The organism is Paracoccus panacisoli, assembly GCF_042435015.1.
Classification (GTDB): domain Bacteria; phylum Pseudomonadota; class Alphaproteobacteria; order Rhodobacterales; family Rhodobacteraceae; genus Paracoccus; species Paracoccus panacisoli.
Genome location: NZ_JBHMQU010000068.1, coordinates 1 through 25,933 on the forward strand (window position 1 = coordinate 1; position 25,933 = coordinate 25,933).

Below are 25,933 nucleotides of genomic sequence, written 5' to 3' on the forward strand. Positions count from 1 at the left end.
TCCGATCTCCGTTTCCTTGGTCACGATCTTATCTTCGTGTCCACGAAACCGGCAGCAGGCCACGGTTCAGTTGTGGTCATTGATGGGGCGACGACCACCATCAAAGTGGCCCATGTTCGCCTGTGTCACAGCCGGATGTTCTTCGTGCGGGCCTATCCGCGCGAGACACAGGAGATGGTGTTCGATGCCCACGACAGGGCCTTCGCCTTCTTCAAGGGCACCTGCACCCGCGGGATCTACGACAACATGAAGACGGCGGTGGAGACCATCTTCACCGGCAAGGAACGTCTCTACAATCGCCGGTTCCTGCAGATGGCCAGCCATTATCTGGTCGAACCCGTTGCCTGCACCCCTGCTGCGGGTTGGGAGAAAGGCCAGGTGGAGAGCCAGGTCGGTACGGTCCGCCAGCGGTTCTTCTCGCCCCGCGTCCGGGTCAAAAGCTACGAGGAACTGAATGCCTGGCTGCTGGACAAGTGCATCGCATCGGCCAGAAGCAGCAAGCATCCGGAGCTGACGGACAAAACCGTCTGGCAGGTCTTCCAGGAAGAGCGCCCACACCTTGTTCCTTATGCCGGGCGCTTCGACGGATTCCATTCGCTGCCTGCGGCGGTGTCGAAGACCTGTCTCGTGCGCTTCGACAATAACAAATACTCGGTTGCGGCAACGGCTGTCGGGCGGCAGGTCGAGATCAGGGCCTATGCTGAGCGGATCGAGATCCGGCAGGAGGGCCGACTGGTAGGAGACCACCCGCGTCACTTCGGCCGGGACCGGACGGTCTACAATCCCTGGCATTATGTGCCTGTTTTGCTTCGCAAACCCGGAGCGCTGCGTAACGGCGCACCGTTCAAGGACTGGGTTCTTCCCGGAGCGCTCGAACAGATCCGCCGTAAGCTGCAGGGTTCCTCGGATGGCGACCGCCAGAGATCGAGGTATCGACCACCGCAGCCAGGCATTCCTTCGTCACATCGTCGATCACGTTGAAAATGCGGAACCGGCGACCGTGCGAGAACTGGTCGTGCACAAAATCCACCGACCAGCGCGCATTCGGCACGGCGACGGTGAGCAGAGGCGCCCTTGTCCCAGTCGCCTTTTTGCGACCCCGTCGCTTGCGCACCGACAAGCCTTCCTCGCGGTAGAGCCGCTGGGTCTTCTTGCGGTTCATCACCAGCCCCTCTCTTCTCACCAGCCCCTCTCTTCTCACCAGCCCCTCTCTTCTCAGCAGCACATGCAGCCGCCGATAGCCGAACCGGCGTCGTTCGCCGGCCAGCGCCCGCATACGCTCGCGCAGCCCGGCATCGTCAGGGCGCCGGTTGCGGTAGCGGACCGACGTCCGGTCCGCCCCGATCACGGAACACGCCCGCCGCTCGCTCATCTCGTGGACATCCACGAGGATCGCGACGGCCTCGCGCCTGGCGGCGGGCGTTACCACTTTCGGCTGAGGAGATCCTTCAGCGCGGCCTGGTCGAGCAGGGCATCTGCCAGCAGGCGCTTCAACTTCGAGTTCTCATCCTCGAGTGCCTTCAGCCGCTTCGCGTCCGAGACCTCCATACCCCCGAACTTCGCCTTCCAAGCGTAGAACGTGGAGGTGCTGATCCCGTGCCGACGGCAAAGATCAGCGGTCTTCGCACCTGCCTCGGCCTCCCTCAGAATACTGATGATCTGGGCTTCGTTGAACTTCGATGTCTTCATGGTCCGATCCTTCTATTGGGTCGGACTCTAGCATCAACTGGAGGAACTATTGGGGGTCACAGCAGCGGCTGACGATCACGCCGCGCTCTGCCAGAAGGTCCTCGACGTCGGCCGAGCTCAGAGCGAAGCGATGATAGGCCCAGACGGCATAAGCGATGATCTCGCGGGGAAAGCGGAAGCCCTTCAGGCGCGCCAGGGATGATGGCATTTTCATTCGAAATCCTGTAGCAGGGGCTTCACGACACAACAACTTGGCAATGCCTGCTGAAGCGCTCGGGCTTCCTGAAGGTTCAATCGTAACTTATGTCCAACCCGTGGGAACGCCACGCTGATTTCGTTGGGGGTCCCAATGCGTCTTTGCCTCGGGGACAACAAAACACGAAGATTAAGCTCTGTGCTCTCCGCTGGCAGAGGCAACAATCCACTCAGTCACGGCGACAACCTTGCCGAATTCACTGTCCGATAAAGCGAGGCTGACGCTTTTCCAAAAACGCCGATGTGCCTTCCGAGAAATCTTCCGTATGGATTGAATCGGCAAAGGCCGCGCGCTCGTCTTCCAGTTGCTGCGCCAGCGATGCTCCGCTGTCCATCAGCCGCTTGAAATGGCCATATGACTGCGTTGGTCCGGCGGCAATGCGGGTGGCCAGCGCGGTGACCGCGTCGCCAAGTCCGCCCGCCGGCGCCACCTCATCGACAAGGCCCGCCGTCAGCGCCGCGCCGGCGTCGAGCGTCGCGCCGGTCATCATCATCCGAAAGGCAAGGCCACGCCCGACCCGGCGAGGCAGAAACCATGTCAGCCCGCAATCGGGCGTCGCCCCGATACGGTCATAGGCGACGACAAACCGCGCGCCGTTTTCGGCCACCACCAGATCGCCCGAAACCGCCAGCGACAGCCCGGCCCCCGCCGCCACCCCCTGCACGGCGGTAATCACCGGCGCCGGATGCTGACGCAGGGCGATGATCGCCGGGTTCAGCGCGTCGAGAGTGGCATGGACGACCTCGCCGGTTTTATCCGGCCCGCCAGCCGCGAAACTTTGCACATCGCCGCCGGCGGCAAAGCTGCGCCCCGCGCCGCCGATCACGACCACCCGCAGCCCGGCGCGTTCGGTCAGGCTCCGCACCGCCGCCTGAAACGCCCGCGCAGTCGCGACATCCAGCGCATTCAGCACTTCGGGCCGGTTCAGCGTGATACGTCCGATCCCCGTCGTTTCATCGAAATCGCAAATGACCGAGGTCATGCCCGACACTCCTGTTAGAGCGGCCCAAAGCCATCGTTGACGCAGGTTATTCCCATTGGTAACAAATATACTCATGGGGAACATTGAAGCGCAACAGAGATCTGCGGGAAGAATCGATGACTGATCCGGCCGTTGAAAAACCGCATGACGAGGTGGCGCCCGCCGCGCCCTCGCCCTGGGGCAGCCCCAGGGACCGCGAGCGCGAGCGCGAGGCCAAGCGCGATGCGGTGCTGACCACCGCCGCGCGGTTCTTCAATGAAAAGGGGTTTCACGCGACCTCGCTCGACGATCTGGCCGCAGCCCTGAACGTAACGAAGCCGACGATCTATCACTATTTTTCCAACAAGGACGAGATCCTGTTCGAATGCACCCGGCGCGGCGTGGACACGATCGCCGAGGCGGCCCGGCGCGGCGCCGAACAGGGCGGATCGGGGGCAGCGCGGCTGCGCGAAATGCTGATCGCCTATGCGCTGGTGATGACCGAGGATTTCGGCATCTGCGTCGCCCGCACCCCCGACCACCTGCTTTCGCCCGACAGCCGCCGCACGCTTCGGTCGCTGAAGGCCGATATCGACCGCCATATCCGCCGGGTAATCCGCGAAGGGGTCGAGGACGGCTCTATCCGGGTGCGCGATGCGCGGGTGGCAGGCTTTACCGCCGCCCAGGCGCTGAACGGCATCGGATCATGGTTCCGCCCCGACGGCGGGCAGACCGCACGCGAAGTTGCCGAACTGACCGTCGATACCCTGATCTGTGGCCTGTGCCCAACCGAGGAGTAAGCCGATGCCGCTGCACGAGAGATTTTCCCGCCTGAAACTGCCCGCTATCGTCGCGCCGATGTTCCTGGCCTCGGGCCCCGATCTGGTGGCCGAGACCTGCCGCGCCGGGCTTGTGGGCACTTTCCCCTCGCTCAACCAGCGCAGCACCGAGGGGTTCGAGGTCTGGATCGACCAGATCGAAGACCGGCTGTCCGCCTGCCCCGATGCGGCGCCCTATGGCGTCAATCTGATCGTCCACAAGACCAACCCGCGGCTTCAGGCCGATCTGGACATCGTGGTGCGGCGGCGGGTGCCGGTGGTCATCACCTCGCTGGGTGCGGTGCGCGATGTGGTCGATGCGGTGCATTCCTATGGTGGAATCGTCTTTCACGATGTCATCAGCCGCCGCCATGCCGAAAAGGCCGCCGCGGCCGGGATCGACAGGATCGTGGCGGTTTGTGCCGGCGCGGGGGGACACGCGGGCACCCTGTCGCCCTTCGCCCTGATCCCCGAGATCCGCAGTTTCTTTGACGGCATGATCGCACTGTCGGGCGCGATTTCGACCGGCGCGCATATCGCGGCCGCCCGCACGCTGGGCGCCGATCTGGCCTATCTGGGCACCCGTTTCCTGGCCACGCGCGAGGCGCAGATCCCCGCCGCGCAAAAGGAGATGATGCTTGCCGCGTCGAGTGCGGACATCGTTTACACTCCGCGGATTTCCGGGGTGGCGGCGAACTTCCTGCGCCCCTCGCTGGTGGCGGCGGGGCTGGATCCCGACAATCTGCCCGATCACGGCTGGATGGATATGCAGAACGAAAGCAAGGTCTGGAAAGACCTGTGGTCCGCCGGCCAGGGGGTGGGGTCGTTGGCGGATGTGCCCGATACTGCGGTGCTTTGTGCGCGGCTGACTGCGGAATACCGCGCGGCCGTGGCCCGCACGGCGGCAGACCCTTTCGCCACGCGCGGCTGAGGGCACGACAGTTTCGGATGGGGGAGAGACCATAATGAAAGCCATCGGGGCCGGCGAGACCGGCATCGCCCGCGTTGCGGTCATCGGCGCGGGGGCGATGGGCGGTGGCATCGCCGCGCAATTCGCCAATGCCGGCATCGCGGCGGATCTGCTGGATATACCGGGGGCCGACGACCGCAGCGGTCCGGCAAAGGCCGGCATCGCCCGCCAGCTGAAGATCGGCGGCTTCATGTCGCCTTCGGCGGCGGCGCTGGTGCGGCCCGGCAATACCGAGGATGATCTTGCCCGCCTGACCGAAGCCGACTGGGTGGTCGAGGCGGTGTCCGAGAACGCAGATGTCAAACGCGCGCTGTTTGCGGCCATCGCGCCGCATCTGAAACCAACGGCGATCCTGTCATCGAACACCTCGACCATTCCGCTGGCGGATCTGAGCACGGGGATGGATCCGGCGCTGGCCCGCCGCTTTTTCATCACCCATTTCTTCAACCCGCCGCGGGTGATGCCGCTGCTGGAAAGCGTCGCCCCGCCGGCTGAATCCGCTGAGGCTCTGGCGCAGGCGTCCCGCGTGCTGCTGGGCAAGACGGTCATCGACTGCCGCGACACGCCCGGCTTCATCGCCAACCGGATCGGCTGCTACTGGCTGGCCTTCGCGGCGCTTGAGGCAGTGCGGCGCGGCATTCCGCCCGAAACCGCGGACGCCGTGCACGCCGCGCTTGGCATTCCGCGCACCGGGGTTTTCGGCCTGCTCGATCTGATCGGGATCGACCTGATCCCGACGGTCTGGGGCAGCCTGCTGCGCGCCCTGCCCGCGACCGATGCGCTACACAGCGTCGATCTGCCGGCGGCGGATTTCACCGCGCGGATGCTGGCGTCAGGCTACCTTGGCCGCAAGGCGGGGGCGGGCTTTTACCGCAAGGCCGCCGATGGCGCAGCCGAGGTTCTGGACCTCGACAGTTTCACCTGGCGCCCGCTCTCAGAGCCCGCCGCCCTGCCGAAGAACGACCCGGCGGCAATGGTCGCGGCCGGCACGCCCGAGGGCGAATATGCTCGCGCGGTTCTGGCGGCGGTTCTCGACTATGCCGCGCGCCATGCCCCGGTGATCGCGGCCGATCCGGGCGCGATAGATGCGGCGATGGAGCTTGGCTATTCCTGGCGGCAGGGGCCGTTCGCGCTGGCCCGCGCGGCGGGGCTTGGGCCGGTGCAGGCAACCGCCCGGCGCGGGCCGGGGCTGCGGCTCGACAATCTGCCGGCCATCCTGCGCAACGATTTCGCGACGCTGCACGACATGGGCGATGGCGTCGCCTGCTTCCGCGTGCGGACCAAGATGAACGCGCTGGCGCCCGGTGTCTTCGACCTGCTGGAAGAAACGCTGCCGCGCGCCGGGCGCGACTTCCGGGCGCTGGTGATCGGCAACGAAGACCCGCGCGCCTTTTCGGCGGGGGCGGATCTGTCCTTCTTCCTCGGCATGGCCGAAGCGCCCGACGGCCCCGCCCGGATCGAGGCCTACGGGCGGCGCGGCCAGCGCCTGTTCACCGGCCTGCTGCGGGCGCCGGTGCCAGTGGTGGCGGCGGTCAACGGATTTACGCTCGGCGGCGGCTGCGAGTTCCAGATGCACTGCGACCGGACCATCGCCCATGCCGAGGTCAATATCGGCCTGCCCGAAACCGGGGTCGGCCTCGTTCCCGGCTGGGGCGGCTGCACCCGTCTGCTGGAGCGGACGGGCGACCCCGCGCGCGCCTTCGCGACACTTTTCGGCGGCACCGTCTGCCAATCGGCGGCGGCGGGCCGCGAGGCCGGGTTGCTGCGGGCCGATGACGGCTTTGTCATGCACCGCGATCTGCTGTTGCCGGCGGCAAAGGCCGCCGCGCTGGCGCTGGTGCCGGGGTATACCGCGCCCGCGCCGGCAGAACTGGTATCCACCGGGGCGGCGGGGCGCGATGCGCTGCTGGCCGGCCCGCACGCCGATGCAGAGGCCGGCCGGATCAGCGCCACCGACCTCAGCCTTGCCGAAACGCTGGCCGATATCCTGACCAACGGCCGCACCGCCGGCCCGGTCAGCGAGGCCGACATGCTGGCGCGCGAATTGCAGGCGCTGGTGACACTCGCCGCGCGCCCGTCCACCCGCGAACGCATGGCCCATATGCTGAAAACCGGCAAACGCCTGAAGAACTGAGCACGAAAGGGAGGAGTTAAGGATATGGCCGAAGCCTATCTGGTCGAACTGGTCCGCACCGCGGGCGGCAGGCGGAACGGCGCCCTGGCGGGCTGGCACCCCGCCGATCTGGGCGGCGCCGTCATCGACGGGCTGGTGGCGCGGGCGGGCATCGACCCCGCCGCCATCGACGATGTGATTACCGGCTGCGTCACCCAGGCGGGCGAACAGGCCTTTGCCTTCGGGCGCAACTGCGTGCTGGCCTCATCCCTGCCCGAAACCGTGCCGGCGGTCACCATCGACCGGCAATGCGGATCGTCGCAACAGGCTATCCATTTTGCCGCCCAGGCGGTGATGTCGGGCACCCAGGACATGGTGATCGCCATGGGGGTTGAGAGCATGACCCGTGTCCCGATGGGGTCGAACATGAAGTTCCACCGCGAGGCAGGTCTGGGCTGGCCCTTCAGCGACCGGATCGCCGCCCGCTTCGGCACCCGCGACTTCAGCCAGTTCACCGGCGCGCAGATGATCGCCGAAAAGCACGGCTTCGACCGCGAGACGCTGGACCGCTATGCGCTCGAAAGCCACCGGCGGGCGGCGGCGGCCACGGCGGCGGGCGCGTTTGCCGCCGAAATCCTGCCCGTCGCTACCGGCGCAGGCCAGCACCTGCGCGACGAAGGCATCCGCGACGATGCTAGCTATGAAGGCATCGCATTGGTAAAGCTGTTGCAGGAAGGCGGCGTGATCTCGGCCGCCAATGCCTCGCAGATGTGCGATGGCGCGGCGGCGGTGCTGGTGGTGAACGAGGCCGCACTGAAGCGGCACGGGCTGACGCCCAAAGCGCGGATCGTCAACCTGACGGTAACGGCCGGCGATCCGGTCATCATGCTGGAAGAGCCGATCCCGGCCACCCGCCGCGCGCTTGAACGGGCGGGCATGAAGCTTGCCGATATCGACCTTTTCGAGGTGAATGAGGCCTTTGCCCCCATCCCGCTGGCCTGGCTGAAAGAGATCGGCGCCGATCCTGCGAAACTGAACGTGAACGGCGGCGCCATCGCGCTTGGCCATCCGCTGGGGGCATCGGGGGCGCGGCTGATGACGACGCTGGTCAATGCCCTGCACAGCCGGGGCAAACGCTATGGCCTGCAGACGATGTGCGAAGGCGGCGGCATCGCGAATGTGACGATTGTCGAGGCGCTTTAACCCCGTAAGGCCTGACCCCGCCCGACCCGCCGGCCGCCGTGAAAACGGCGACCGCTTTCGTGGTGTCAGAAGGTGCGGGCGATGATTTCCTTCATGATCTCATTCGCGCCGGCATAGATGCGCTGCACCCGGCAGTCGGCATACATGCGGGCAATCGGATATTCCTCCATGAACCCGTAGCCGCCATGCAGTTGCACGCAGGTATCCAGCACGCGGTTCTGCATCTCGGTGGTGTGCAGCTTTGCCATCGAGGCATCGGCGGCATCCAGATCGCCCCGGATATGCCGCGCGATACAGTCGTCCATGAAGGCGCGGCTGACGCGGACCTCGCGCACGCAGTCGGCCAGCATGTGGCGCGGCACCTGAAGATCGCGCAGGCTGCCGCCGAAGGCCCGGCGGTCGGCGGTATGGCGCAGGGTCAGCTCGACCCCGTATTCCGCCATCGCCTGGGCGCCGACCGCGACCCCCAGCCGTTCCTGCGGCAACTGGGTCATCATCTGGATGAACCCCTGCCCTTCGACCCCGCCCAGCAGATTTTCCGCCGGCACCCGCACATCGTCGAAGAACAGCTCGGCGGTGTCCGAGCCGTGCATCCCGATCTTGCGCAGGTTGCGGCCACGCGAAAACCCGGCGGCGCCCGCCTCGACCACCAGCAGGGAAATCCCCTTTGCCCCCTTCGCCGGATCGGTCGAACAGGCGACGATCACCAGATCGGCCTGGATCCCGTTGGTGATGAAGATCTTGGATCCGTTGATGACATAGCTGTCGCCGTCGCGCACCGCGCGGGTGCGCAGCGCCTTCAGGTCCGATCCGGCGCCCGGCTCGGTCATGGCGATGGCGCCGATAGCCTCGCCGCTGGCCATGCGGGGCAGCCAGCGGGCCTTTTGCGCCGCAGAGGCATAGGCCAGCAGGTAATGCGATACGATGGTGCCGTGGATGATCTGCTGAAACGAGGTCAGGCCGGCGTAGCCAAGCTCTTCGCCCACCACCGCCTCGAAGCTGAAATCGCCGCCCGATCCGCCGTATTCATCCGGCACCGAGGGCAGCAGCGCCCCCATCTCGCCGGCCTTCAGCCAGAAGTCGCGGTCGACGAAATGCTGCGCGCGCCATTGTTCTTCACGCGGAATCGCCTCGGCGGCCAGAAATTCGCGCAGCGACGCGCGGAACAGGGCCGCTTCCCCGGATTCCCAAGGGCGGCGGGGGCGAAGATCAATCATATCTGTCCTCTCACAAATCTGGGGCACGACCGGCCAGCGGGCGCCGGATCGCGGCGTCAGGCGTAAAGCGCCTCGATCTCGGTCCCGTATTTTTTGTAAATGCTGGCGCGGCGGACCTTCATCGTCGCCGTCACCTCGTCATCGTCGTGGTCGAGTTCCTTGGTCAGCAGATGGAAGCGGCGGATCTGCGCGACCTGGGCAAGCGAGCCATTATGCGCCTTCACCTCGGCGTCGATCAGCCCCGCGACCTTCGGGTTTTCGGCCAGCGAGCGGAAGGTGGTATAGGCGAGGTTCTGTTCCTCGGCCCATTTGCCGACGGCTTCCGGGTCGATCTGGATCAGGGCGGAAACGAACCGGCGCCGCTCGCCGATGACGATGCATTCCTTGATATAGGGGCTGGATTTCATCGTATTCTCGATCTCGGACGGCGACAGGTTCTTGCCGCCGGCGGTAATCATGATGTCTTTCAGGCGGTCGACGATGCGGAACTGCCCGTCGCGTTCCTCGGCCACGTCGCCGGTGTGCAGCCAGCCGTCGCGGATGGACTGGGCGGTGGCTTCGGGGTTGCGGTAATAGCCGGCAAACACCGTCTCGCCCTTCATCTGCAGCTCGCCCATCTCGCCGATGCGCATTTCCGCATTGGGGATCGGCACGCCGACGGATCCCGGCTCCAGCCGGTCCAGCCCCTGGGAAAGGGCCACACCGGTGGTTTCGGTGGCGCCATAGACCTCGATCAGCGGCACGCCGATGGTGCGGAAATACTGGACGATCTTCGGCGATATCGGTGCCGCGCCGGTATAGGCAAGGCGCGCGCGGCGCAGGCCGATAAAGTTCTGAAGTGCGCGGAAGATCAGCCAGTAATAAATCTGAAACGTCAGCTTCTGACCCAGGCTGCGCTGCCGCGCCGGCACGCTGGCAAAGCCTTCGCAGGCCGCCACGCCGCGATCATGCAGCCGGCGGCGCAGACCGCCCGCCTCCATCATGCCGATATGGATCGAGGAATGCAGCTTTTCCCAGATCCGCGGCACGCCGAGGAAGGTGGTGGGGGCGACCTCGCGCAGGTCCTCCTGCACCGTGCGCAGGGATTCCCCGAAATCTATGCGATAGCCCAGATAGATCGGGGTCATCGTGGTCAGCATCTGTTCGGCCACATGGCACAGCGGCAGGTAAGACAGATGGGTGTCGCGCCGGGTCATCTGCAGGCTTTCGCGGATCGCGAAGGCCTGGGCGCGCAGGTTGCGCCAGGACAGCATCGCCCCCTTCGGCTTGCCCGTCGAGCCCGAGGTATAGATCATCAGCCCGATATCATCGAGCTTCTGGCCCGCCAGCACCCCCGCGACAAACCCCGGATCGGCCAGACGGGCGGCGGCCCCCTGCGCTTCGAGCGCGTCGAAAGTGATGACCAGCGCGGGGTCGTAATCGCGCATCCCCTTCGTCTCGATCACCACGATCCGGCGCAGGGCGGGCAGCGACGCCCGCACCTCGATCACCTTGTCGGCCTGTTCCTGGTCTTCGCAAACGACGATTTCGGACCCCGAGTGTTCCAGCACATAGCCGACCTCATTGGCGGGCGAGGTCGCATAGACCCCCACCGCCACCGCCCCGGCAAGGCCGGTGCCCATCTGCGCCAGCACCCATTCGATGCGGTTTTCCGACAGGATCGCCACATGCCCGCCCGCAGGCAGGCCCAGCGACCGCAGCCCGTGGGCGATGTTCTCGGACCGGGCGAAATATCCCTGCCAGTCGGTCGGGTTCCAGACCCCGAACTCTTTCTGCCGGATCGCGGTTTCGCCGCCGATGGTTTCGGCATTGCGCGCCAGCATCTGCGGCATGGTCAGTTCAGGCAGAGTGTTCTGCATCACGGCCCCCGTCACGACAGCCACCTTTTGCGGCGTTTGTAATGTTTGACATCGCGATAGGATTTCTCGCCGGCGCCGCCGTGGCCCAGGTAGAACTCGCGCACGTCCTGATCGTTCATCAGCACTTCGGTCGGGCCGTTCAGCTGGATCTTGCCGGTTTCCATGATGTAGCCGTATTGCGCCACCGCCATCGCGACATTGGCATTCTGCTCGACCAGCAGCATCGACACGCCGGTCTGGCGGTTGATGCGGCTTATGATGGTAAAGATTTCCTCGACCAGCAGCGGCGACAGGCCCAGCGACGGCTCGTCCAGCAGGATCAGCTTTGGCTGCGCGATCAGCGCCCGACCGATGGCCAGCATCTGCTGCTCGCCCCCGGACATATAGCCCGCGCGCTGGTGGCGGCGTTCGCGCAGGCGCGGGAAATATTTGTAAACGATATCGAACGACGTGCGTGGCACCCGGCGCCCGGAGAGCGCAAAAGTGGCGGCGGTCAGATTTTCCTCGACCGTCAGATCCTCGAAGATCCGCCGCCCCTCCATGATGTGGAAAAGGCCCGCCCGCACCAGTTCATGCGGCTTCATGCGGGCGATATCCTGGCCGTCGAACAGGATGCGGCCTGCCGTCACCTCGCCGTCCTCAAGGCCCAGCAGCCCCGATATCGCCTTCAGAGTGGTCGATTTTCCCGCCCCGTTCGATCCCAGCAGCGTCACCACCTGGCCGCGCGGCACCGAAAGCGAAAGCCCGCGCAGGGCCTGCACCGCCTTGTTGTAGATCACCTCGATATTCTCGATTTGCAGGATGATCTCCTGCGGTCCAGCCTGCGTGGTCATGGTTCAGCCCCCGACCTTGATCCAGTCAGAGACCGGCAGCATTTTCTGCTCTTGTGCAGAATAGCGATAAACACGCCCCACCGGGATCGAGTTGCCGGGCGTCGAGACCGGAACGCCGATAATACCGCCGGTATCGAAATCGGTGATGGTGTTCATCGCGGCCTTCAGGCTGGTTCCGGTCAGTTCCTTGCCCGATTCCAGCACGCGTTTCGCGGATTCCAGCAGGATCATCGCGGTGACCATGCCCTGCATATAGCCGGTCGCCTGATAGTCGGGCCGCATAGCGCGGATCTTGTCGAGCATCGGGGCGTTTTCGGTGTCGTAGTAATAGCGGTAGGGCATAACGCCCATGAAGCCATCCGCGATCTGGCCCGAGTCTTTCCAGATCGAGCTGTCCATGCTCCAGAACGTGCCCATGAACTGCGTCTCAAGCCCCATCTGGCGGGCCTGGCTCATGAATTCGGGCAGCGGCGCTAGGATATAGCCGTGGAAGATCACGTAATCCGGTCGCCAGCGGCGCATTTTCAGCACCTCGGTCGACACATCGACGGCGGTCGGCGGGGTGATGATCTCACCGACGACCGACAGGCCCAGGCTTTCGGCCTTTTTGCGCGACGGCACGATAGGATCGCGTCCGAATTCGCTGTCCGAGTTCACCAGAACGACCTTGGCGCCCGGTTTTTCCTTCGCAATATACTCCATCAGGATCGAGATCATCTCGGTATAGTCGGGGCCGGGGATGAAGATATTGGGGTATTTCGCCGGATCGTTCAGTTCGGTCGCGAAGGACGCGCCGCCCATCAGGATGCGGTCGGTGCGTCTGAGTTCCGGCGCGATGGTTTTGGCGAAGGCCGTCGAGTCGCCGTAATAGAGGTGGATGTCGTTCTGGCTGGTCAGCTTGTTGAACACCGCGACCGAGGTATCGGGCTTGTAGCCGGTGTCCTCATAAGCCAACCGCACCTTACGCCCGGCGATGCCGCCGGCCTCGTTCACGATCTTAAAGTAATCCTGCATCCCCTTTTCGATGGCGATGCCGGCAAAGGCGAAAACGCCGGTCAGCGGCAGCGAGCCGCCGACGACCAGTTCGCCGCCATCGGCGCGGGCAAGGGTCGCGGTAAAGCCGAGGCTGCCGGCAAGCGCGCTTGCCCCCATGATCTGCATCATGCTGCGACGAGAAAGTTCTGTCATATCTGTTCCTCCAAGGGTTGGTGGATCGCGGGGCCGGACCTCCTCTTCCGGCGGGCCGCGACGGTTCAGGTTCTGAATGGCCAGAGCCGGAAGAAGCGCCGGATCCGCTGGACGATTTCCGACAGCCCCTGCGGCTCGAAGATCAGAAAGCCGACGATCAGCGCGCCGAAAACGACGGTGCGGACCGGCGACAGAATCAGGCCGGCGTTGGGGATGACAGGGCCAAGGAAATCGACGGCAAAGCGCAGCAGTTCGGGCACCAGCGTCATGAACAGCGCGCCGATCACCCCGCCAAGGATCGTGCCCATCCCGCCGACGATCACCGCCGCCAGCAGGAAGATCGAGGTAATCAGCGGAAAGCTTTCCGGCGTCACTACCCGAAAGAAATACGCCCAGAGCCCGCCCGCGACACCCGCGTAAAAGGACGCCAGCCCAAAGCTCATCAGCTTGTAGCGTAGGATCGGGATACCCAGCACCTGGGCAGAGATATCGCGGTCGCGGATGGCGATGAATGCGCGGCCGATGCGGTTGCGGAACAGGTTCGCGGCCGCTGTCACCATCAGCACGCATATCGGCATGATAAGCCAGTAGAAGTGGCGATACTGCACCAGTTCGAACCCGAAGACCCGCGCCGGTTGCATGGTCAGACCCGCAGAACCGCCGGTGACTGAATGCCATTCGACAAAGATGAAATGCAGGATGAACGAGGCGGCGATGGTGGCGATGGCCAGATAGAGCCCCTTCACCCGCAGGCTGGGCAGGCCGACGATCACCCCCACGCCCGCTGCCAGCAACCCGCCGCCCAGCAGGTTCAGGATCAGCGGCGTGCCGAGGTTGCGTTCAGCCCAGGCGACCGTATAGGCGCCGACCGCCATAAAGGCCGCATGGCCAAGGCTCACAAGCCCGGTATATCCCGTCAGCACATTCAGCCCGGTGGCGGCGATGATATTTATCAGTACCAGGCAGGCCAGATAGGTCCAGTAGGCGTTGAAAACGAAAGGCAATGCCACCAGGCCTGCCAGCAGGGCTGCCATCCAGACGCGCTGCGGGGTGGTGGTCAGCAGCGCCTCATCGGCACGATAGGTTTCTTTGGCGGTTCCGATAATCATTTACAGACGCTCGATCTCATGCGTGCCGAAAAGGCCATAGGGGCGGATGACAAGGGTCAGGATCAGGATGCTGAAGGTGATCACCCCGGTATATTCCCCCCCGAGGTATGAACCGGTCCAGGCTTGGATCAGCCCCAGCCCCAGTCCGCCGACCAGCGCGCCGGGAATGGAATCGAGCCCGCCGACAATAACCACGACCAGAGCCGACAGCCCGAACACGCCCATCGCCGGGGAAATGCCACCGATGGCGCCCAGCAGCACCCCCGCCCCCGCCGCAGTGGCGCAGCCGATGATCCAGGCGATGGAAAACACGCCCGGCACGTTGATGCCGCAGGAATATGCCGCCGCCTGGTCGGATGCGGTGGCCCGCAGCGCAACCCCGCCGCGCCAGTAGCGGAACAGAACGAGGAACAGCCCGATCACCACCGCCGCCGTCAGGAAGGCCACGACGATCTTGCGCGACACGAAGGCCTCACCGATGAAGACCGGGGTATTGGCGACAAAGGCCGGCAGGGTCCGCGGATCGGTGCCCCAGATTATCTCGACCAGCCCCACCAGGACCGAGCCGAGGCCGACCGTCACCATAAAGACCGAGATCGGGCTTTTGCCCAGCATCGGCCGGATCAGCCCACGTTCGACCACCGCGCCCAGCAGCCCGCCGCCGGCAACCGCCAGCGGCGGCGCGGCCCAGACCGGCAGACCCGCGCCTGCGGCAAAGGCCAGGAACAGATAGCCCCCCAGCATCAGCGTTTCGCTGACCGCCAGGTTGATGACCCGCGTCGCCTTGTAGATCAGCACGAAGGCCAGCGCCGTCAGCGCCAGCAGCGCGCCGGAACCAAGGCCCGCCAGCGTCACCTCGGTGAAGAACAGCATTGCGTCGTTCATGCCGCGGCCTCCTCCTGCAGGCGGCGTATCAGCGCGGCCGGATCGCCGGATCCGAGATAGGCTTCGGCCACATGCGGGTCGGCCTGAACCTCGGCCGGTTTGCCATCCGCGATTTTCTGGCCGAAATTCAGCACCGCGACATGGTCCGAGATCTCCATCACCAGGCCCATGTCATGTTCCACCATCAGGATCGACACGCCCCATTCGTTCCGCACATCGAGGATGAAGCGCGCCATGTCCTCGGTCTCTTCGCGGTTCATGCCTGCCACCGGCTCGTCCAGCAGCAGGATGCGCGGCTGCATCGCCAGGGCGCGGGCAAGCTCGACCCGCTTTTGCAGCCCGTAAGACAGCATCGCCACCGGCTTGTTGCGGATATGGTCGATTTCCAGAAAGTCGATGATACGCCGCTCGATCTCGGCGCGCAGCGCCTCTTCCTCGCGCGCAGCGGGGCCCAGGTGCAAAAGCCCCTGAAGAAGGTTGGTCTTCATATGCGCGTGACGGCCCAGCTTGATATTGTCGAGCACGGTCATCCCGCGGAACAATGCGATATTCTGAAAGCTGCGCGCCATGCCCCGCGCAGCCCGCTCCGGCGCCCGCACCCGCGAGATATCGCGCCCGTCCAGCCGGATCGACCCCGCCGACGGCCGGTAAAACCCCGAGATACAGTTGAACATTGAGGTCTTGCCCGCACCATTCGGCCCGATCAGCGCGGTGACCTGCCCCGGCTCGGCGGTGAAAGACACCCCGCGCAGCACCTTCAGCCCCCCGAAAGCCAGGGTGACATCGTCGACCTCCAGTCTGGCGCCGGTATCGGGGCCCGTCATGGCCGCCCCCTGCCGAAGAACTGCGTCATCGGTTTCCCTCCCTCGATCTGCGACAGCGCAGGTCGCAGAAATCCGCCCGGAAAAACGGTAATCCGTTGATCCGTCATATATAAATCGTGAAGTCTCTTCCCTGTCGGGACCGTTTCGCAAGACCGTCCTCCACGGTCAGGCAAAGCCCCGTTGATCTAAACCTACTCATGAGTATAAATAACTTTCAAGTAATATCTTCAGGCGGGGCAAAACACGCGCCCCACCGCCAGGCACCGAAGGGAGAGCGGCAAGATGCGCAGGCCGCAAACGGCATCAGCTACCGCCGAAAAATCAGATTCTGGCGAAAAGCCGGCTGCTGCCGAAAAGATCGTGCCCGGCGACCGCATCCGCAACCGCAGCGCCAAGCATGAGGCGGTGCTTGAAACCGCCGTCGCCCTGTTCAACGAAAAGGGGTTTCACGCCACCTCGCTCGACGATGTGGCGGCGCGGCTGCATGTGACGAAGCCGTCGATCTATCACTATGTCTCCAGCAAGGACGAGATCCTGTTCGCCTGCGTAAAGCGCGGCCTTCAGCAGATTCTTGCAGCGATCGAGGCGCTGCCGGACGGCCGCCGGTCGGGCCACGACCGGCTTGAGGCGGCGATGACCGGCTATGCGCTGGCGATGACCGAAGACTTTTGCCGCTGCGTGACCCGCACCGCCGACAGCGAGCTTGCCGAGCCGAGCCGTGTGGAGTTTCGCCGCCTGAAACGCGAGATCGACCAGGTGATGCGCAGCCTCGTGCAGGCCGGGATGGATGACGGATCGCTGCGGCCAGGCGAGCCGCGGATCGTGACATTCACCCTGACCGGCGCGCTGAACTGGATCGGGCGCTGGTATGAGCCGTCGCGCGGATTGCCGCCCGGGGAAGTTGCATCCGGCGTTGTCGCGACTCTGCTGACTGGCTTGCGGTCAGCGTGAGTGGTAAATTCTGCAGGGAATATGAGCCGTAAGCTTAAACCGTAAGCTTTGCGCTGACGATTGGCGTTTCGAAGTGGGGCAGGCATAGCCGGGTAACATGTCTTCCCCTTGCGTGGGTTGCTGGCTTGACCGAGCATTCCCATGCGAGCGGCCAACGCCAGCATCCTGCCACGCAATCCCTGAATCACCCGCCCCCGGATGGCTCCGGTCCGGCATTGATGTTGGCTGTCTGAATGAATCTGATCGAACCTCATCGCTTCACGCCCTATGAGGCAGGAACCGCAACTTCCGTCACCCTGCCGGGGCTGCATTGCAGTACCCATGTGGAGGTGTTGCGGATCAATGCAGGGCTGGTCCTGGCCCGGCGTTGTTGCACAACTCACGCCTGAGGCATGACTTCGCCTTTCCCCGCTGATGTCAGGCCACGCGAATGATCTCGGCTGTGCCGAGGGCGTTGAAGCGGTTGATCAGGGCGATGCGGATCTGGATTTCTGCGGTTTGGCTGTCGGGGTGTCTTGCAGCGATGCGTTCACCGAAGGCCTTGAGGCACCGCATCTTTGCCTCGATCCGGCTGCGGACATGGTATCCGGTCCATCGCTTCCAGAACGCCCTGCCATAGTGCTGGGTAGCACGCAGGGTTTCGTTTCGAGCGATTGCGGCCGGGCAATCCTCTTTCCACGGACGACCGTTCTTGCGGATCGGGATGATCGCAGTGGCCTGGCGGTCGATGATGGCGGTGTGGCAGCGGCGGGTGTCATAGGCACCGTCGGCGGTCACTGTGCCGATGTCTTCGCCCTCGGGGATCTGGTCCAGCAGGTCCGGCAAGACCGGACTGTCGCCGTCGCCGCTGGAAGTAAACTCCACCGCCCGAATGTCAGACGTGGCGGTGTCCATCGCCAGATGGACCTTGCGCCACTGGCGTCGGCCCTGAACACCGTGCTTTTTGGCCTGCCATTCACCGCCGCCCAGGAACTTGATCCCGGTGCTGTCAACCAGCAGGTTCAAGGGACCATCGGCACGCCGATAGGGGATCTGCACGGCGAGCGTCTTTTGTCGGCGGCACAGTGTCGTGTAATCCGGCACGGCCCAGTCCAAGCCCGCCATTTTCAGCAGGCTGGCCACCATCCCGGTCGTTTGCCGAAGCGGCAGCTTGAACAGAACCTTGAGGGTCAGACAGAACTGGATCGCCGCATCCGAGAACACCGCAGGGCGGCCGGGGCGGCCGCCAGGCTGCGCCAGCCAGATCATCTCCTTGTCCAGCCAGATCAGCAAAGACCCGCGCTTGCGAAGTGAGGCAGTGTAGCTGGACCAGTTCGTCGTGCGGTAGCGGGCAGGTGATGGCTTGCTCATGCAGGCCGTCTAACCGCATGGATTCGCAATGTGAATCCTCCGAAGAAAGAGTTCTGCAACAACGCCATTACAAGGATGCAAAGTAGCTTCAAATACACATTTGGCTGGAGGCGGGCGACCCAAAGGCATTCGGGAAGAGGTTGCGAAACTGCGTTTCAAGGTGCACCTGCGCGGCGAAGCTGTCGCTAATGGGAGTCATCGGTCCGCGCAGTTTTTCCCGCTAAGACGTTGATAGCATTGATAGATCGTTGCCGGATCGGGCGTGACGATATGGCCGTTCGCCGCCCTCCGAACCGCCTCGCCCTGCGCGCCTAGGTCAAACGCCATGACCGGCAGGCCAGTAGCCAGCATCTCATGCGTTGTAAAGGAGAAGGTTTCGGGCCAGACGGACGGCATTAGCCAAGCTGTGACCCTGCTGGACGACAGGATCCCAGGCAGATGGCCGGGTTCGTAGCGCCCCGTCACATGCACCGCTGGAGGTAGCGAAAAGCTGTGGTCAAACTCGCCAATGATAAGCAGCTGGGGGGCGTCCGCCTGAGCCTCGAGGTGGTAGGCCAGATCCGAAATGACCTGCGCGCCCTTGACGCGACCAATGGCTCCTAGAATGCCGATCACCCCAGGCCGGTCGCGAAGCGCCTGCATGACGGGAACGTCGGTGAGCACCTTATGCGGCTCACAGGCGATTTTTCCTTCCACGTCCGGCCAGGCGGCTTCGACAATCCCGGCATTGTTCGTCGAGAAGACGACCAGCCGATCGGCCCGGCGCACTGCCCGTCCCCAACGTTCGCGCCAGGACCGCAGGGAAACATGGATACTGTCGACCAAAATCTGGTGAGCGGCGTCGGTCGAGGATGGAGGCGGGACCCCGGTGTAGCTGCCGTCCGCGTTGAGCAGGTTGAACGACGGACTGATTGGGAAATAGTCGTGAAACATGATGTCTAGGACCGAGCCGGAACCAGCCGCTAGGTCACATAGAAGGTCCGGCAGCTCCCACGGGCGCTCGTCGCCCACGCCGCAGGAATAGATTATGTGCCGGTGAGGGATCCGTTGGATCAGATTGCGTACCACCTCGATCGCATCGGTCTCTCCCGCCAGCATGCCGTCTTCGGCATGCAACTCGATGCGGAAACGCCTCGCGCCCCCGACTCGGATAACCACGCTGCGACGGTTCTGCTTGATCCGCTCGTCGATCCGCGCAGCAAGCCAGTGTTCTGCTCCACCCCCAAGCGAATGGCCGACATAGACGTGCAGCGGGTCAGGTTCGGCCGCCCCGGCGTAGGCCAGGGCAAGGCACAGGCGGGCAGTCAGCAGCGGGTCGGCTGCGATGAAACGGCGCACCTCACCTTCGAACTCGGGATAGCGCCTGTTGATTATACGGGCCGCTCCGTCCACGGCCTTCGCCTTGGTCGCGCTGCCAAAGGATTCGCCACCGCGATGCTCGATGAACAAGTTGCCAATGCCCACGTGGGTCATTCCGGCCGCAGCGGTCTTTCGGCACCAGTCAACCTCTTCGCCGTAGCCGCGTCCGAAGGCGGGGTCGAGCTCGGGGACGAGGTTCAGCGCGGCCCGGCTCATCGCCATACAGAAGCCAATGCCGGTAGGGATCAGGGCCTGCGACTGGGTAGAGAGGTTTCGGGCGGTCGCGTCGATCTGGTCGGCGTTGCCGGGGTTCAGCGCGACACGGCCAGCGATCCAAGGCACCGACATGATCGTGGCATCATTGGACATCGGCGTGACGCTCGCCACATTGTCGCTGGCGAGGATCGGCCCCAGCAGGCGTGACGCCCAGCCCTGAGGGACGAAAGCGTCGCTGTTGAGCAGCACCACCGGGCCGCCGCGCTCTGCGCTCAGCCGAAGGCCGCGGTTGACGCTGCCGATAAAGCCGAGATTGCAGTCATTTACCAGCAGCGTGACCCTGTCGGACCGCTGCGACGCCCATGCGTTCAGCCATGGGAGCACGCGCGGATCGGTCGAGGCGTCTTCGATCAGGACAAGATGCCACGGCACGTCGGTATGGTGGTCTACCCGCTCGACCGCTTCGGTGAGCAGGTCGAAAGCGTTATAAACGGGCAAAATAATGGTAATGGCGGGCAGCTCCGCCGTCCGCGCGGAAGGGGGGGCCAGAAATTCTGTATCTAGCAGCAGGCTGGTTTCATGTCTAACTCCCAGCCGGAAAATCGTCCGCAGCCGTTCGCGATGAACGGGCTTGCGGCCACTCAGGAGGTATTTCACCCCCGGCACCGCCGCCCGGACAAAATCGCGCCGGAACGCAGCACGTGTCTGCCGACGTGCCGCGAGGATCATGCTCTCGGTTGGCAGGGGCAACGGCCACGGGGTGATGTCGGGCATGTCTTCGACCATCAGGCGGACCGGTCCCCCGGACCATTGGACCGTGACCTCGAAGCCCACGCGGCCGTGCTGGTTGTGCGTCTCCACCATCCGTGCGCCAAGCTCTGCGGCGACGTCGCCCCGCTGGATGCAGCGCGACACTGGCTGAAGCTGGCCATCCACCTCCACACTCATTCGATGGGCAAGGGTCCAGCCTCGCAGCGTCAGAAAACCCTGGCGAAACACACATTCCTCGACAAAACCCATTCCCTCGCCGCCGTCAGCCAGCGGTATGAGCGGGAAGCGGCATTCGGCGTGGCGCGTCAAGTAGCATTGTCTGAGGTGGATGAGGTCGGACAGAAGCTTCATGAGCCGTCAGTTTGCCGCAATGTTTCTAAGCCAGGAGACAGGGGCCAAGCCGTTGAAGGTCAGGAAATCCACATAGCGACGGGCAAGCATCCTGCGGTTGGCATCAAACGCCGTGGCATCGAATTGCGCAAACAGGTCGAGAAGTTGGTCGCGGGAGACCCCCGAAGCGATGTCCTTGGCAAGGATATGGGGCACGAGCATCGTTTGGCAAAGTTCCAGCGTGCGCGAATCGTGGGCGATGCAAACCGCCGGGACACCGGCCTGCAAGGCCAGCATCGTGCCGTGGATGCGGGGGCCAATGACGAAGTCAAAGCGGCGGTAATGTTCCATCCAGTTGGGGATGTCGAAGAAAACGTTGCCGTGCCGCTCGGTCCAGCGGACGAATTCATCTGTATCCATTTCCGGGCAGATGTAGTTGCGATGCGCTTCCAGTTCGTCCCGCGCAACGTCCCGTGCCTCTCCGCGGGTAAGCTGGATCATCGGTAGGGGATGGGACCCGACGTAGGAGCCGCCGGTCACGGTGACAAGCCGGGCGAGCGACTGCTCGATCTGGCGAAGCTGCACCGAGTGTCGAAGTCCGGCCGCCACCGCCACCCGCTTCACGGGGCGCACCCGTGCGGCGATCCGCGCCCCGAGTTCCGGGTCAGGGTTCAGGAACAGCGAGGGGCAGCCAAGAACGACAGCATGATCGCCCAACCCATAGTGGTCGAGGACCTGCTTTGAGAAGGGCCCGCGCACGCTGATGTTCGGGCCGTCGCCCCGCCTGTGATCGGCGATCTGCCGCACCCACGCCACGGTGCCTTCGGGCACCTCTGGCATCTTGCCGTCGACGTCGCTTTGCGCCCCGAGCCCGATCATGACCATGCGGCACTCGAGCTTCGCAAAATTCTCGGAAAGGATTTTGTAGTCAACATGGGCGCCGAACTGGTTGGCTGCGGGAAGAACGCCGACAGAACCCGTTTCGTCGATGCGCTGGGGATTCGCACCCCAAGCTATGGTTGAAAGGCCGCCGCCCAGATGAGCATCAATCGCGGCATGAAAGGCAAGGTTGCCTGTATTTTGACCTACCCGGTCATATAGTGTCTTGGTGTCCAAAAGCGCCATATCTGCGACCTTCGGCTTCAGGCCCATGATAAAGGGGTTGGTCATCCGCTCAGAACCTTTCATTTTCGCTCAAGCGCCGGCACTTGCCATGACGCGGCGCTCGCCCGGCATTGCCGGCCCAATCAGCGCCATGTGCGCCTCGGCGCAATCTGCATAGCCGATCGGCGCCCGGATGCCGGCCCGCAGGCGGTCCCATTCAGAGCTGTCGTCCCGCGCCAGCCGCAGCAGCGTGTCGCCCCAAGCGCGACTGTTGCCCACTGGCACATGAACGCCGTCCACGCCATGGGTGATCTTTTCTGCCATGCCCCCGATGTCTGACCCGATCACCGGGCGGCCCAGGGTAAAGGCTTCCTGAATGACCATGGGCGAGTTTTCCCACCACAAGGACGGCACCACCACCCAATCGACCGCGGCCATGCGGCTTGCCATCTGGAACGGCTGGTAGGGGCCGATCCACTGAACAGTGCCGTCCTGTTCGAGCGGCCCAGATAGCCGCGCTATAGTCTCGCGGAACTCGGGTGTCTGGTATTCCAGATTGGCGCCATGGACTTCCAGCACAATGCGGCGACGTTCGGACCTTCTCAGCCCCGATAGCGCCTGCAAAAGCACATGGACGCCCTTGAACGGATTAATCTGGCCAAAGAAGGCGAAGCGGTTGCGCGTCTCGCCCTCGGCCAGCGGACGCGGCGGCAGCGGTTCCCGAGTGGCCTGCCCGTTCTCGATCGTGACGATGCGCTCGGGCGAGATGCCCCAGGCGATATAACGCTCGCGCAGGAAGTCGGACGGGGTAACGAACTGGTCCACGAGGTCGAAATAGGACTGGTACCGGTGCTTGCGCAGCCAGAAATCCTCGGGTGTGATTTCGGGGAAGCAGCGGTTGCAGTCGTCAGGGCTTTCACGGAAGCACAGCCGGTTGCTGCCGGTCTTGATCATCTGTCCCTGGTTGAAGCAGATGGCGGCGTATTCATGCAGGGTCAGGACGATGCGGATGAATGGGTCGATCCGCTTGATCACCTGCAAGTATTCCAATCCCAGATGCAGGTAGTGATGCGCATGGACAATCGTCGGGCGCAGTTGCCGGATGAGGTCGGCAAAGCCGTCGAACAGGCTTTGGGGGTTGGCGGCCTTCAACCGGAACCAGTCGTAAACGGTTTGCTCCCAAAGATACTCGTTGGTCCGGCGCAGCGAGATCGATCCGTTGGGTCCTCTTCCGCGGTCGTGGCGGGCCAGAAAGAATGCCGCCTCGACATCCGGGCGGTCGCCATAAGTCTTGAACAGGTTGTAGGCGGCCAGCTCGCCCCCGCCCAGGTGAAAGTCGGGATAGCCATGGGCCGTCACGAGGATGCGGTGTTTCCGGCTCATGCGGTCATCTCCTTCCGGGAATGCGAGGGCACCGGCGCGGCGGCACTGGCAGCCAGCATGTCTTCCCAGCGTTCCTGGTGGCGGACCGCGTTGGTGATCGTCACGCGCAACTTGAAATGGTCGTGCCCGATGGCACTGAACGACTGCCGTTCCAGATGGGTCAACTGCACATCGGGATGATAGATCACCCGGTAGCCGCGCTTTCGCAGCGTCAGGCACAGGTCGCTGTCCTCGAAATCGCCGATCAGATAGCCGGTATCCCAGCCGCCGATTTCGTCAAAAACCTTTCGGGTGATCAGCATGCAGGCGCCGGTCACGGCCGGAACCTCGGCCGGGGCCTGCGCGGGGTCGAATTCGGGCCCTAGGCCTGCATTCGGGTGGCGGTTGATCCAAATCCCCAACGTATTGAGCTTTTCAAAGCTCATGCCGGCATGCTGCAGGCCGCCATTGGCAAACAGCAGCCGCGGCCCGACGACGCCAATGGTTTGGTCGGTGTCAAGGGTCGCCCGCATCGGGCCGAGCCATCCGGGGCCCTGCGGAATGACGTCACTGTTCAGGAATAACAGCAGCCGCCCGCGCGCGTATTCGGCCCCAAGGTTGTTCGCCCCGCTGAACCCACGGTTGCGCCGGCCCGAGATAACCGTGAACGGCAGATCGAGCAGCCGGTGCAGGTATTCCGCGCCCGCAAGGACATCAGCTTCGATCAGCGGATCGTCGATGACATAGATCACTTCGCAGAATCGGCGGAACTCGGGGTCGCGCCCAAACTCGAGAAGCTGATGCTCCATGAAGTCGAAGCGGCGATACAGCGGCACGATCACCGACACCTCGGGCGCCTTCGGAGGCTTGCCGAAATCCTTACGACGCGACTGCAGGCCCGATGCCTCCTCCATCCGGCGCCTGATCAGCGGCGCGAGTACGGGCCAGTCCACGATGCCCGCACGACGATGGAACAGCCTGTCCTCGGTCTCAATGGAAAACAGCTTGTCTGCCGCCTGCCGCGGGTCCGAAGGAAGCCTTTCGCCTCCAATGTGTTCGCTCAGCGTGGAAATCCCGTCTTCGGTCACAACCCGAATGGCAACGGTCGAGTTTTCATCCAGTTCGGGAAGGTAGGCCACAAAGGCAGAGTCTTGGTCACTCCAAGGGTTGTCCGGAAAGCCGTCACGAATATCGCGCCGTTCGCGCCGAAACGCGGCGGACATCGGGTGGATGTTCCCCAGACCATCCTCGAACCAGATAATGGCGTCCGGCGCGTGGAGCGCCCAGCCAAATACAATTCCTCCACCCTCGGGGCTGAGGATGACACCTTCAATATGGGCCAAGTGCTTGTCGGGCGCGGCTTGGCTGTAATCAAAATCGCCCAGCAGTTTGCGCCATAGGGGACTACCAAGTGGCACGAGGCCAAGCGCCCCCTTTTTTCTGCCGCCTTCCATGTGCCTAATTATGAGCTCCTGAAACTCTGTCAGTTCAGGGGCTTCCTGCAGCGGGCCCGTTAGTTGACGGGGGCCATTCGCGATGCAGAGCCCAAGTTCGATCGGGTCGCCATTTACAGGAGCATCACTGATCACGGCAAACCCAAAGGGTTTAGTCGGTGGCAGGCCCAACGCTTCCGCCACATCGGATCTGCCGTGGCGTTGGACTGCCGCCGGCCAGATCGTACCGGCCTGAGCGATTTCGACGTCAAGATTATCAGCGGTGCACCAGCCGAAGACTACGAGCCTGCCATCCATGCGGCGAACGGCATCGATGTAGAACGGAAACTCCCGGCCCGCCGCGTCAAGGAGAACCTCACGAGCGCGCTGAACAGGAGCCAAATCTTGTGCTTTGTCGAAGGGTTTCCGAAGTGTCAAGCGCATAATATTATAACTCACTCGAGGTAATGGAGCAACGCAGGCATCTGGCGTTTCGGTTAATGGGAGCGCCCTCGGGGAGCAAGCGGGCGAGATCGGAGGCAAACTGCGGCTGTAGTAGAAATGCTAAACCTGTGACCACGCCTGCACTCTCGACGCCAACTCAACGCGAGCTTGGCAGCAGGTGCCACCTTGCAGCCGGCGTGCGCCTCGCAAAGGAGCCAGGACCAACGATGCCAAACACTTCGGGTATCATGACAGTGTGCTTGGCACCACAGCGAAGTTGGGTTGACCTTGCACATATTCGCCTCATATCTTCCGGTTGTCGTCGCGATAAGTTTTGTTTTACTGAGAGATCGATAGAATCAAAAATTCTACATCAATGGGATAGTATAGTTTACATGAACGGGATGATACTGTGAGGCAGGTTCTACGAATAGCTCGCCGTCTACCATCATCCCTGTTGCGAACACGGACAGGCAACCATCGCGGCGCGGACATAGTCGTGTTTTGAAAGAGCTATGCCTGCCCATCCGAACGAGGAGCGTATCCTTGTCCTAACCCGGGCGGCGCAGGAACGCGTGCTGGCATACAAGTAGTCGGTGCTGCGGGCGACGGCAGTCACGACCTCGTGCTGTGACCCCCGATGTTCATCCAGCGGAAACCAGAGTCGGCGATTGAATTTGGCGCGGTT

At 63.7% G+C, this 25,933-nt stretch carries 18 protein-coding genes and 3 pseudogenes; 6 read left to right on the forward strand and 15 right to left on the reverse strand.

Translation table 11 applies throughout. The annotated features are described in order from the left end of the window. Window positions 1-69 precede the first annotated feature (69 nt). A pseudogene (istA, locus tag ACFHYO_RS12865) lies at window positions 70-921 on the forward strand (IS21 family transposase); the annotation flags it as partial. On the opposite strand, the pseudogene ACFHYO_RS12870 reads toward istA, so the two are convergent. The 3 genes and pseudogenes from ACFHYO_RS12870 to ACFHYO_RS12880 all read right to left on the reverse strand — a co-directional run. Then, window positions 902-1,689 (reverse strand): annotated as a pseudogene (locus ACFHYO_RS12870) (transposase); the annotation flags it as partial. The pseudogenes istA and ACFHYO_RS12870 sit on opposite strands and share 20 nt — an antisense overlap. A gap of 67 nt (window positions 1,690-1,756) precedes the next feature. Continuing rightward, a pseudogene (locus ACFHYO_RS12875) lies at window positions 1,757-1,903 on the reverse strand (IS6 family transposase); the annotation flags it as partial. A 238-nt stretch (window positions 1,904-2,141) separates the two neighbouring features. Continuing rightward, window positions 2,142-2,927 carry an enoyl-CoA hydratase/isomerase family protein gene (locus tag ACFHYO_RS12880; protein WP_394320901.1) on the reverse strand — a complete coding sequence of 262 codons (786 nt, stop codon included), beginning with the start codon at window positions 2,925-2,927 and terminating at the stop codon, window positions 2,142-2,144. Between the two features lie 116 nt (window positions 2,928-3,043). Between ACFHYO_RS12880 and ACFHYO_RS12885 the strand changes: the two genes are divergently transcribed. The 4 genes from ACFHYO_RS12885 to ACFHYO_RS12900 are packed head-to-tail and all read left to right on the forward strand — an operon-like array spanning window position 3,044 to window position 8,010. Beyond that, window positions 3,044-3,706 carry a TetR/AcrR family transcriptional regulator gene (locus tag ACFHYO_RS12885; protein WP_394320903.1) on the forward strand — a complete coding sequence of 221 codons (663 nt, stop codon included), beginning with the start codon at window positions 3,044-3,046 and terminating at the stop codon, window positions 3,704-3,706. 4 nt (window positions 3,707-3,710) lie between these two features. Then, window positions 3,711-4,655 (forward strand): NAD(P)H-dependent flavin oxidoreductase, encoded by a 945-nt coding sequence (locus ACFHYO_RS12890; RefSeq protein WP_394320905.1) that lies wholly within the window; start codon window positions 3,711-3,713, stop codon window positions 4,653-4,655. Between the two features lie 34 nt (window positions 4,656-4,689). Beyond that, window positions 4,690-6,828 (forward strand): 3-hydroxyacyl-CoA dehydrogenase/enoyl-CoA hydratase family protein, encoded by a 2,139-nt coding sequence (locus ACFHYO_RS12895; protein WP_394320907.1) that lies wholly within the window; start codon window positions 4,690-4,692, stop codon window positions 6,826-6,828. Between the two features lie 24 nt (window positions 6,829-6,852). Further along, the gene (locus ACFHYO_RS12900) at window positions 6,853-8,010 is read left to right on the forward strand and encodes an acetyl-CoA C-acetyltransferase (protein ID WP_394320909.1); all 1,158 of its coding nucleotides are present in this window, start codon (window positions 6,853-6,855) and stop codon (window positions 8,008-8,010) included. A gap of 65 nt (window positions 8,011-8,075) precedes the next feature. Here the strand turns inward: ACFHYO_RS12900 and ACFHYO_RS12905 are convergent, their stop codons facing one another. From ACFHYO_RS12905 to ACFHYO_RS12935, 7 genes are all read right to left on the reverse strand, one after another. Beyond that, the gene (locus ACFHYO_RS12905) at window positions 8,076-9,227 is read right to left on the reverse strand and encodes an acyl-CoA dehydrogenase family protein (protein WP_394320911.1); all 1,152 of its coding nucleotides are present in this window, start codon (window positions 9,225-9,227) and stop codon (window positions 8,076-8,078) included. 56 nt (window positions 9,228-9,283) lie between these two features. After that, a complete protein-coding gene (locus ACFHYO_RS12910; RefSeq protein ID WP_394320913.1) occupies window positions 9,284-11,086 on the reverse strand; it encodes an AMP-dependent synthetase/ligase in 1,803 nt (600 codons plus the stop codon). Between the two features lie 11 nt (window positions 11,087-11,097). Beyond that, complete coding sequence (locus ACFHYO_RS12915) at window positions 11,098-11,919, reverse strand: ABC transporter ATP-binding protein (protein ID WP_394320915.1); 822 nt, start codon at window positions 11,917-11,919, stop codon at window positions 11,098-11,100. Between the two features lie 3 nt (window positions 11,920-11,922). Beyond that, window positions 11,923-13,107, reverse strand: coding sequence for an ABC transporter substrate-binding protein (locus ACFHYO_RS12920; protein ID WP_394320917.1), 1,185 nt, complete (start codon window positions 13,105-13,107; stop codon window positions 11,923-11,925). Window positions 13,108-13,172: 65 nt separating this feature from the next. Beyond that, the gene (locus ACFHYO_RS12925; RefSeq protein WP_394320918.1) at window positions 13,173-14,216 is read right to left on the reverse strand and encodes a branched-chain amino acid ABC transporter permease; all 1,044 of its coding nucleotides are present in this window, start codon (window positions 14,214-14,216) and stop codon (window positions 13,173-13,175) included. Continuing rightward, a complete protein-coding gene (locus ACFHYO_RS12930; protein ID WP_394320920.1) occupies window positions 14,217-15,101 on the reverse strand; it encodes a branched-chain amino acid ABC transporter permease in 885 nt (294 codons plus the stop codon). After that, a complete protein-coding gene (locus ACFHYO_RS12935; RefSeq protein ID WP_394320922.1) occupies window positions 15,098-15,925 on the reverse strand; it encodes an ABC transporter ATP-binding protein in 828 nt (275 codons plus the stop codon). The genes ACFHYO_RS12930 and ACFHYO_RS12935 overlap by 4 nt, the downstream gene beginning before the upstream one ends. 282 nt (window positions 15,926-16,207) lie before the next feature. Between ACFHYO_RS12935 and ACFHYO_RS12940 the strand changes: the two genes are divergently transcribed. Then, complete coding sequence (locus ACFHYO_RS12940; protein WP_394320924.1) at window positions 16,208-16,876, forward strand: TetR/AcrR family transcriptional regulator; 669 nt, start codon at window positions 16,208-16,210, stop codon at window positions 16,874-16,876. A 417-nt stretch (window positions 16,877-17,293) separates the two neighbouring features. Here the strand turns inward: ACFHYO_RS12940 and ACFHYO_RS12945 are convergent, their stop codons facing one another. From ACFHYO_RS12945 to ACFHYO_RS12965, 5 genes are all read right to left on the reverse strand, one after another. Continuing rightward, complete coding sequence (locus ACFHYO_RS12945) at window positions 17,294-18,226, reverse strand: IS5 family transposase (RefSeq protein WP_394320926.1); 933 nt, start codon at window positions 18,224-18,226, stop codon at window positions 17,294-17,296. 195 nt (window positions 18,227-18,421) lie between these two features. After that, window positions 18,422-20,923 (reverse strand): glycosyltransferase, encoded by a 2,502-nt coding sequence (locus ACFHYO_RS12950; protein WP_394320927.1) that lies wholly within the window; start codon window positions 20,921-20,923, stop codon window positions 18,422-18,424. A gap of 6 nt (window positions 20,924-20,929) precedes the next feature. Next, window positions 20,930-22,072 carry a polysaccharide pyruvyl transferase family protein gene (locus ACFHYO_RS12955; protein ID WP_394320929.1) on the reverse strand — a complete coding sequence of 381 codons (1,143 nt, stop codon included), beginning with the start codon at window positions 22,070-22,072 and terminating at the stop codon, window positions 20,930-20,932. Window positions 22,073-22,096: 24 nt separating this feature from the next. Then, a complete protein-coding gene (locus ACFHYO_RS12960; protein ID WP_394320930.1) occupies window positions 22,097-23,389 on the reverse strand; it encodes a glycosyltransferase family 4 protein in 1,293 nt (430 codons plus the stop codon). Next, window positions 23,386-25,203 carry a glycosyltransferase family 2 protein gene (locus ACFHYO_RS12965; RefSeq protein ID WP_394320932.1) on the reverse strand — a complete coding sequence of 606 codons (1,818 nt, stop codon included), beginning with the start codon at window positions 25,201-25,203 and terminating at the stop codon, window positions 23,386-23,388. Before ACFHYO_RS12965 ends, ACFHYO_RS12960 begins: the two co-directional genes overlap by 4 nt. Between the last annotated feature and the right edge of the window lie 730 nt (window positions 25,204-25,933).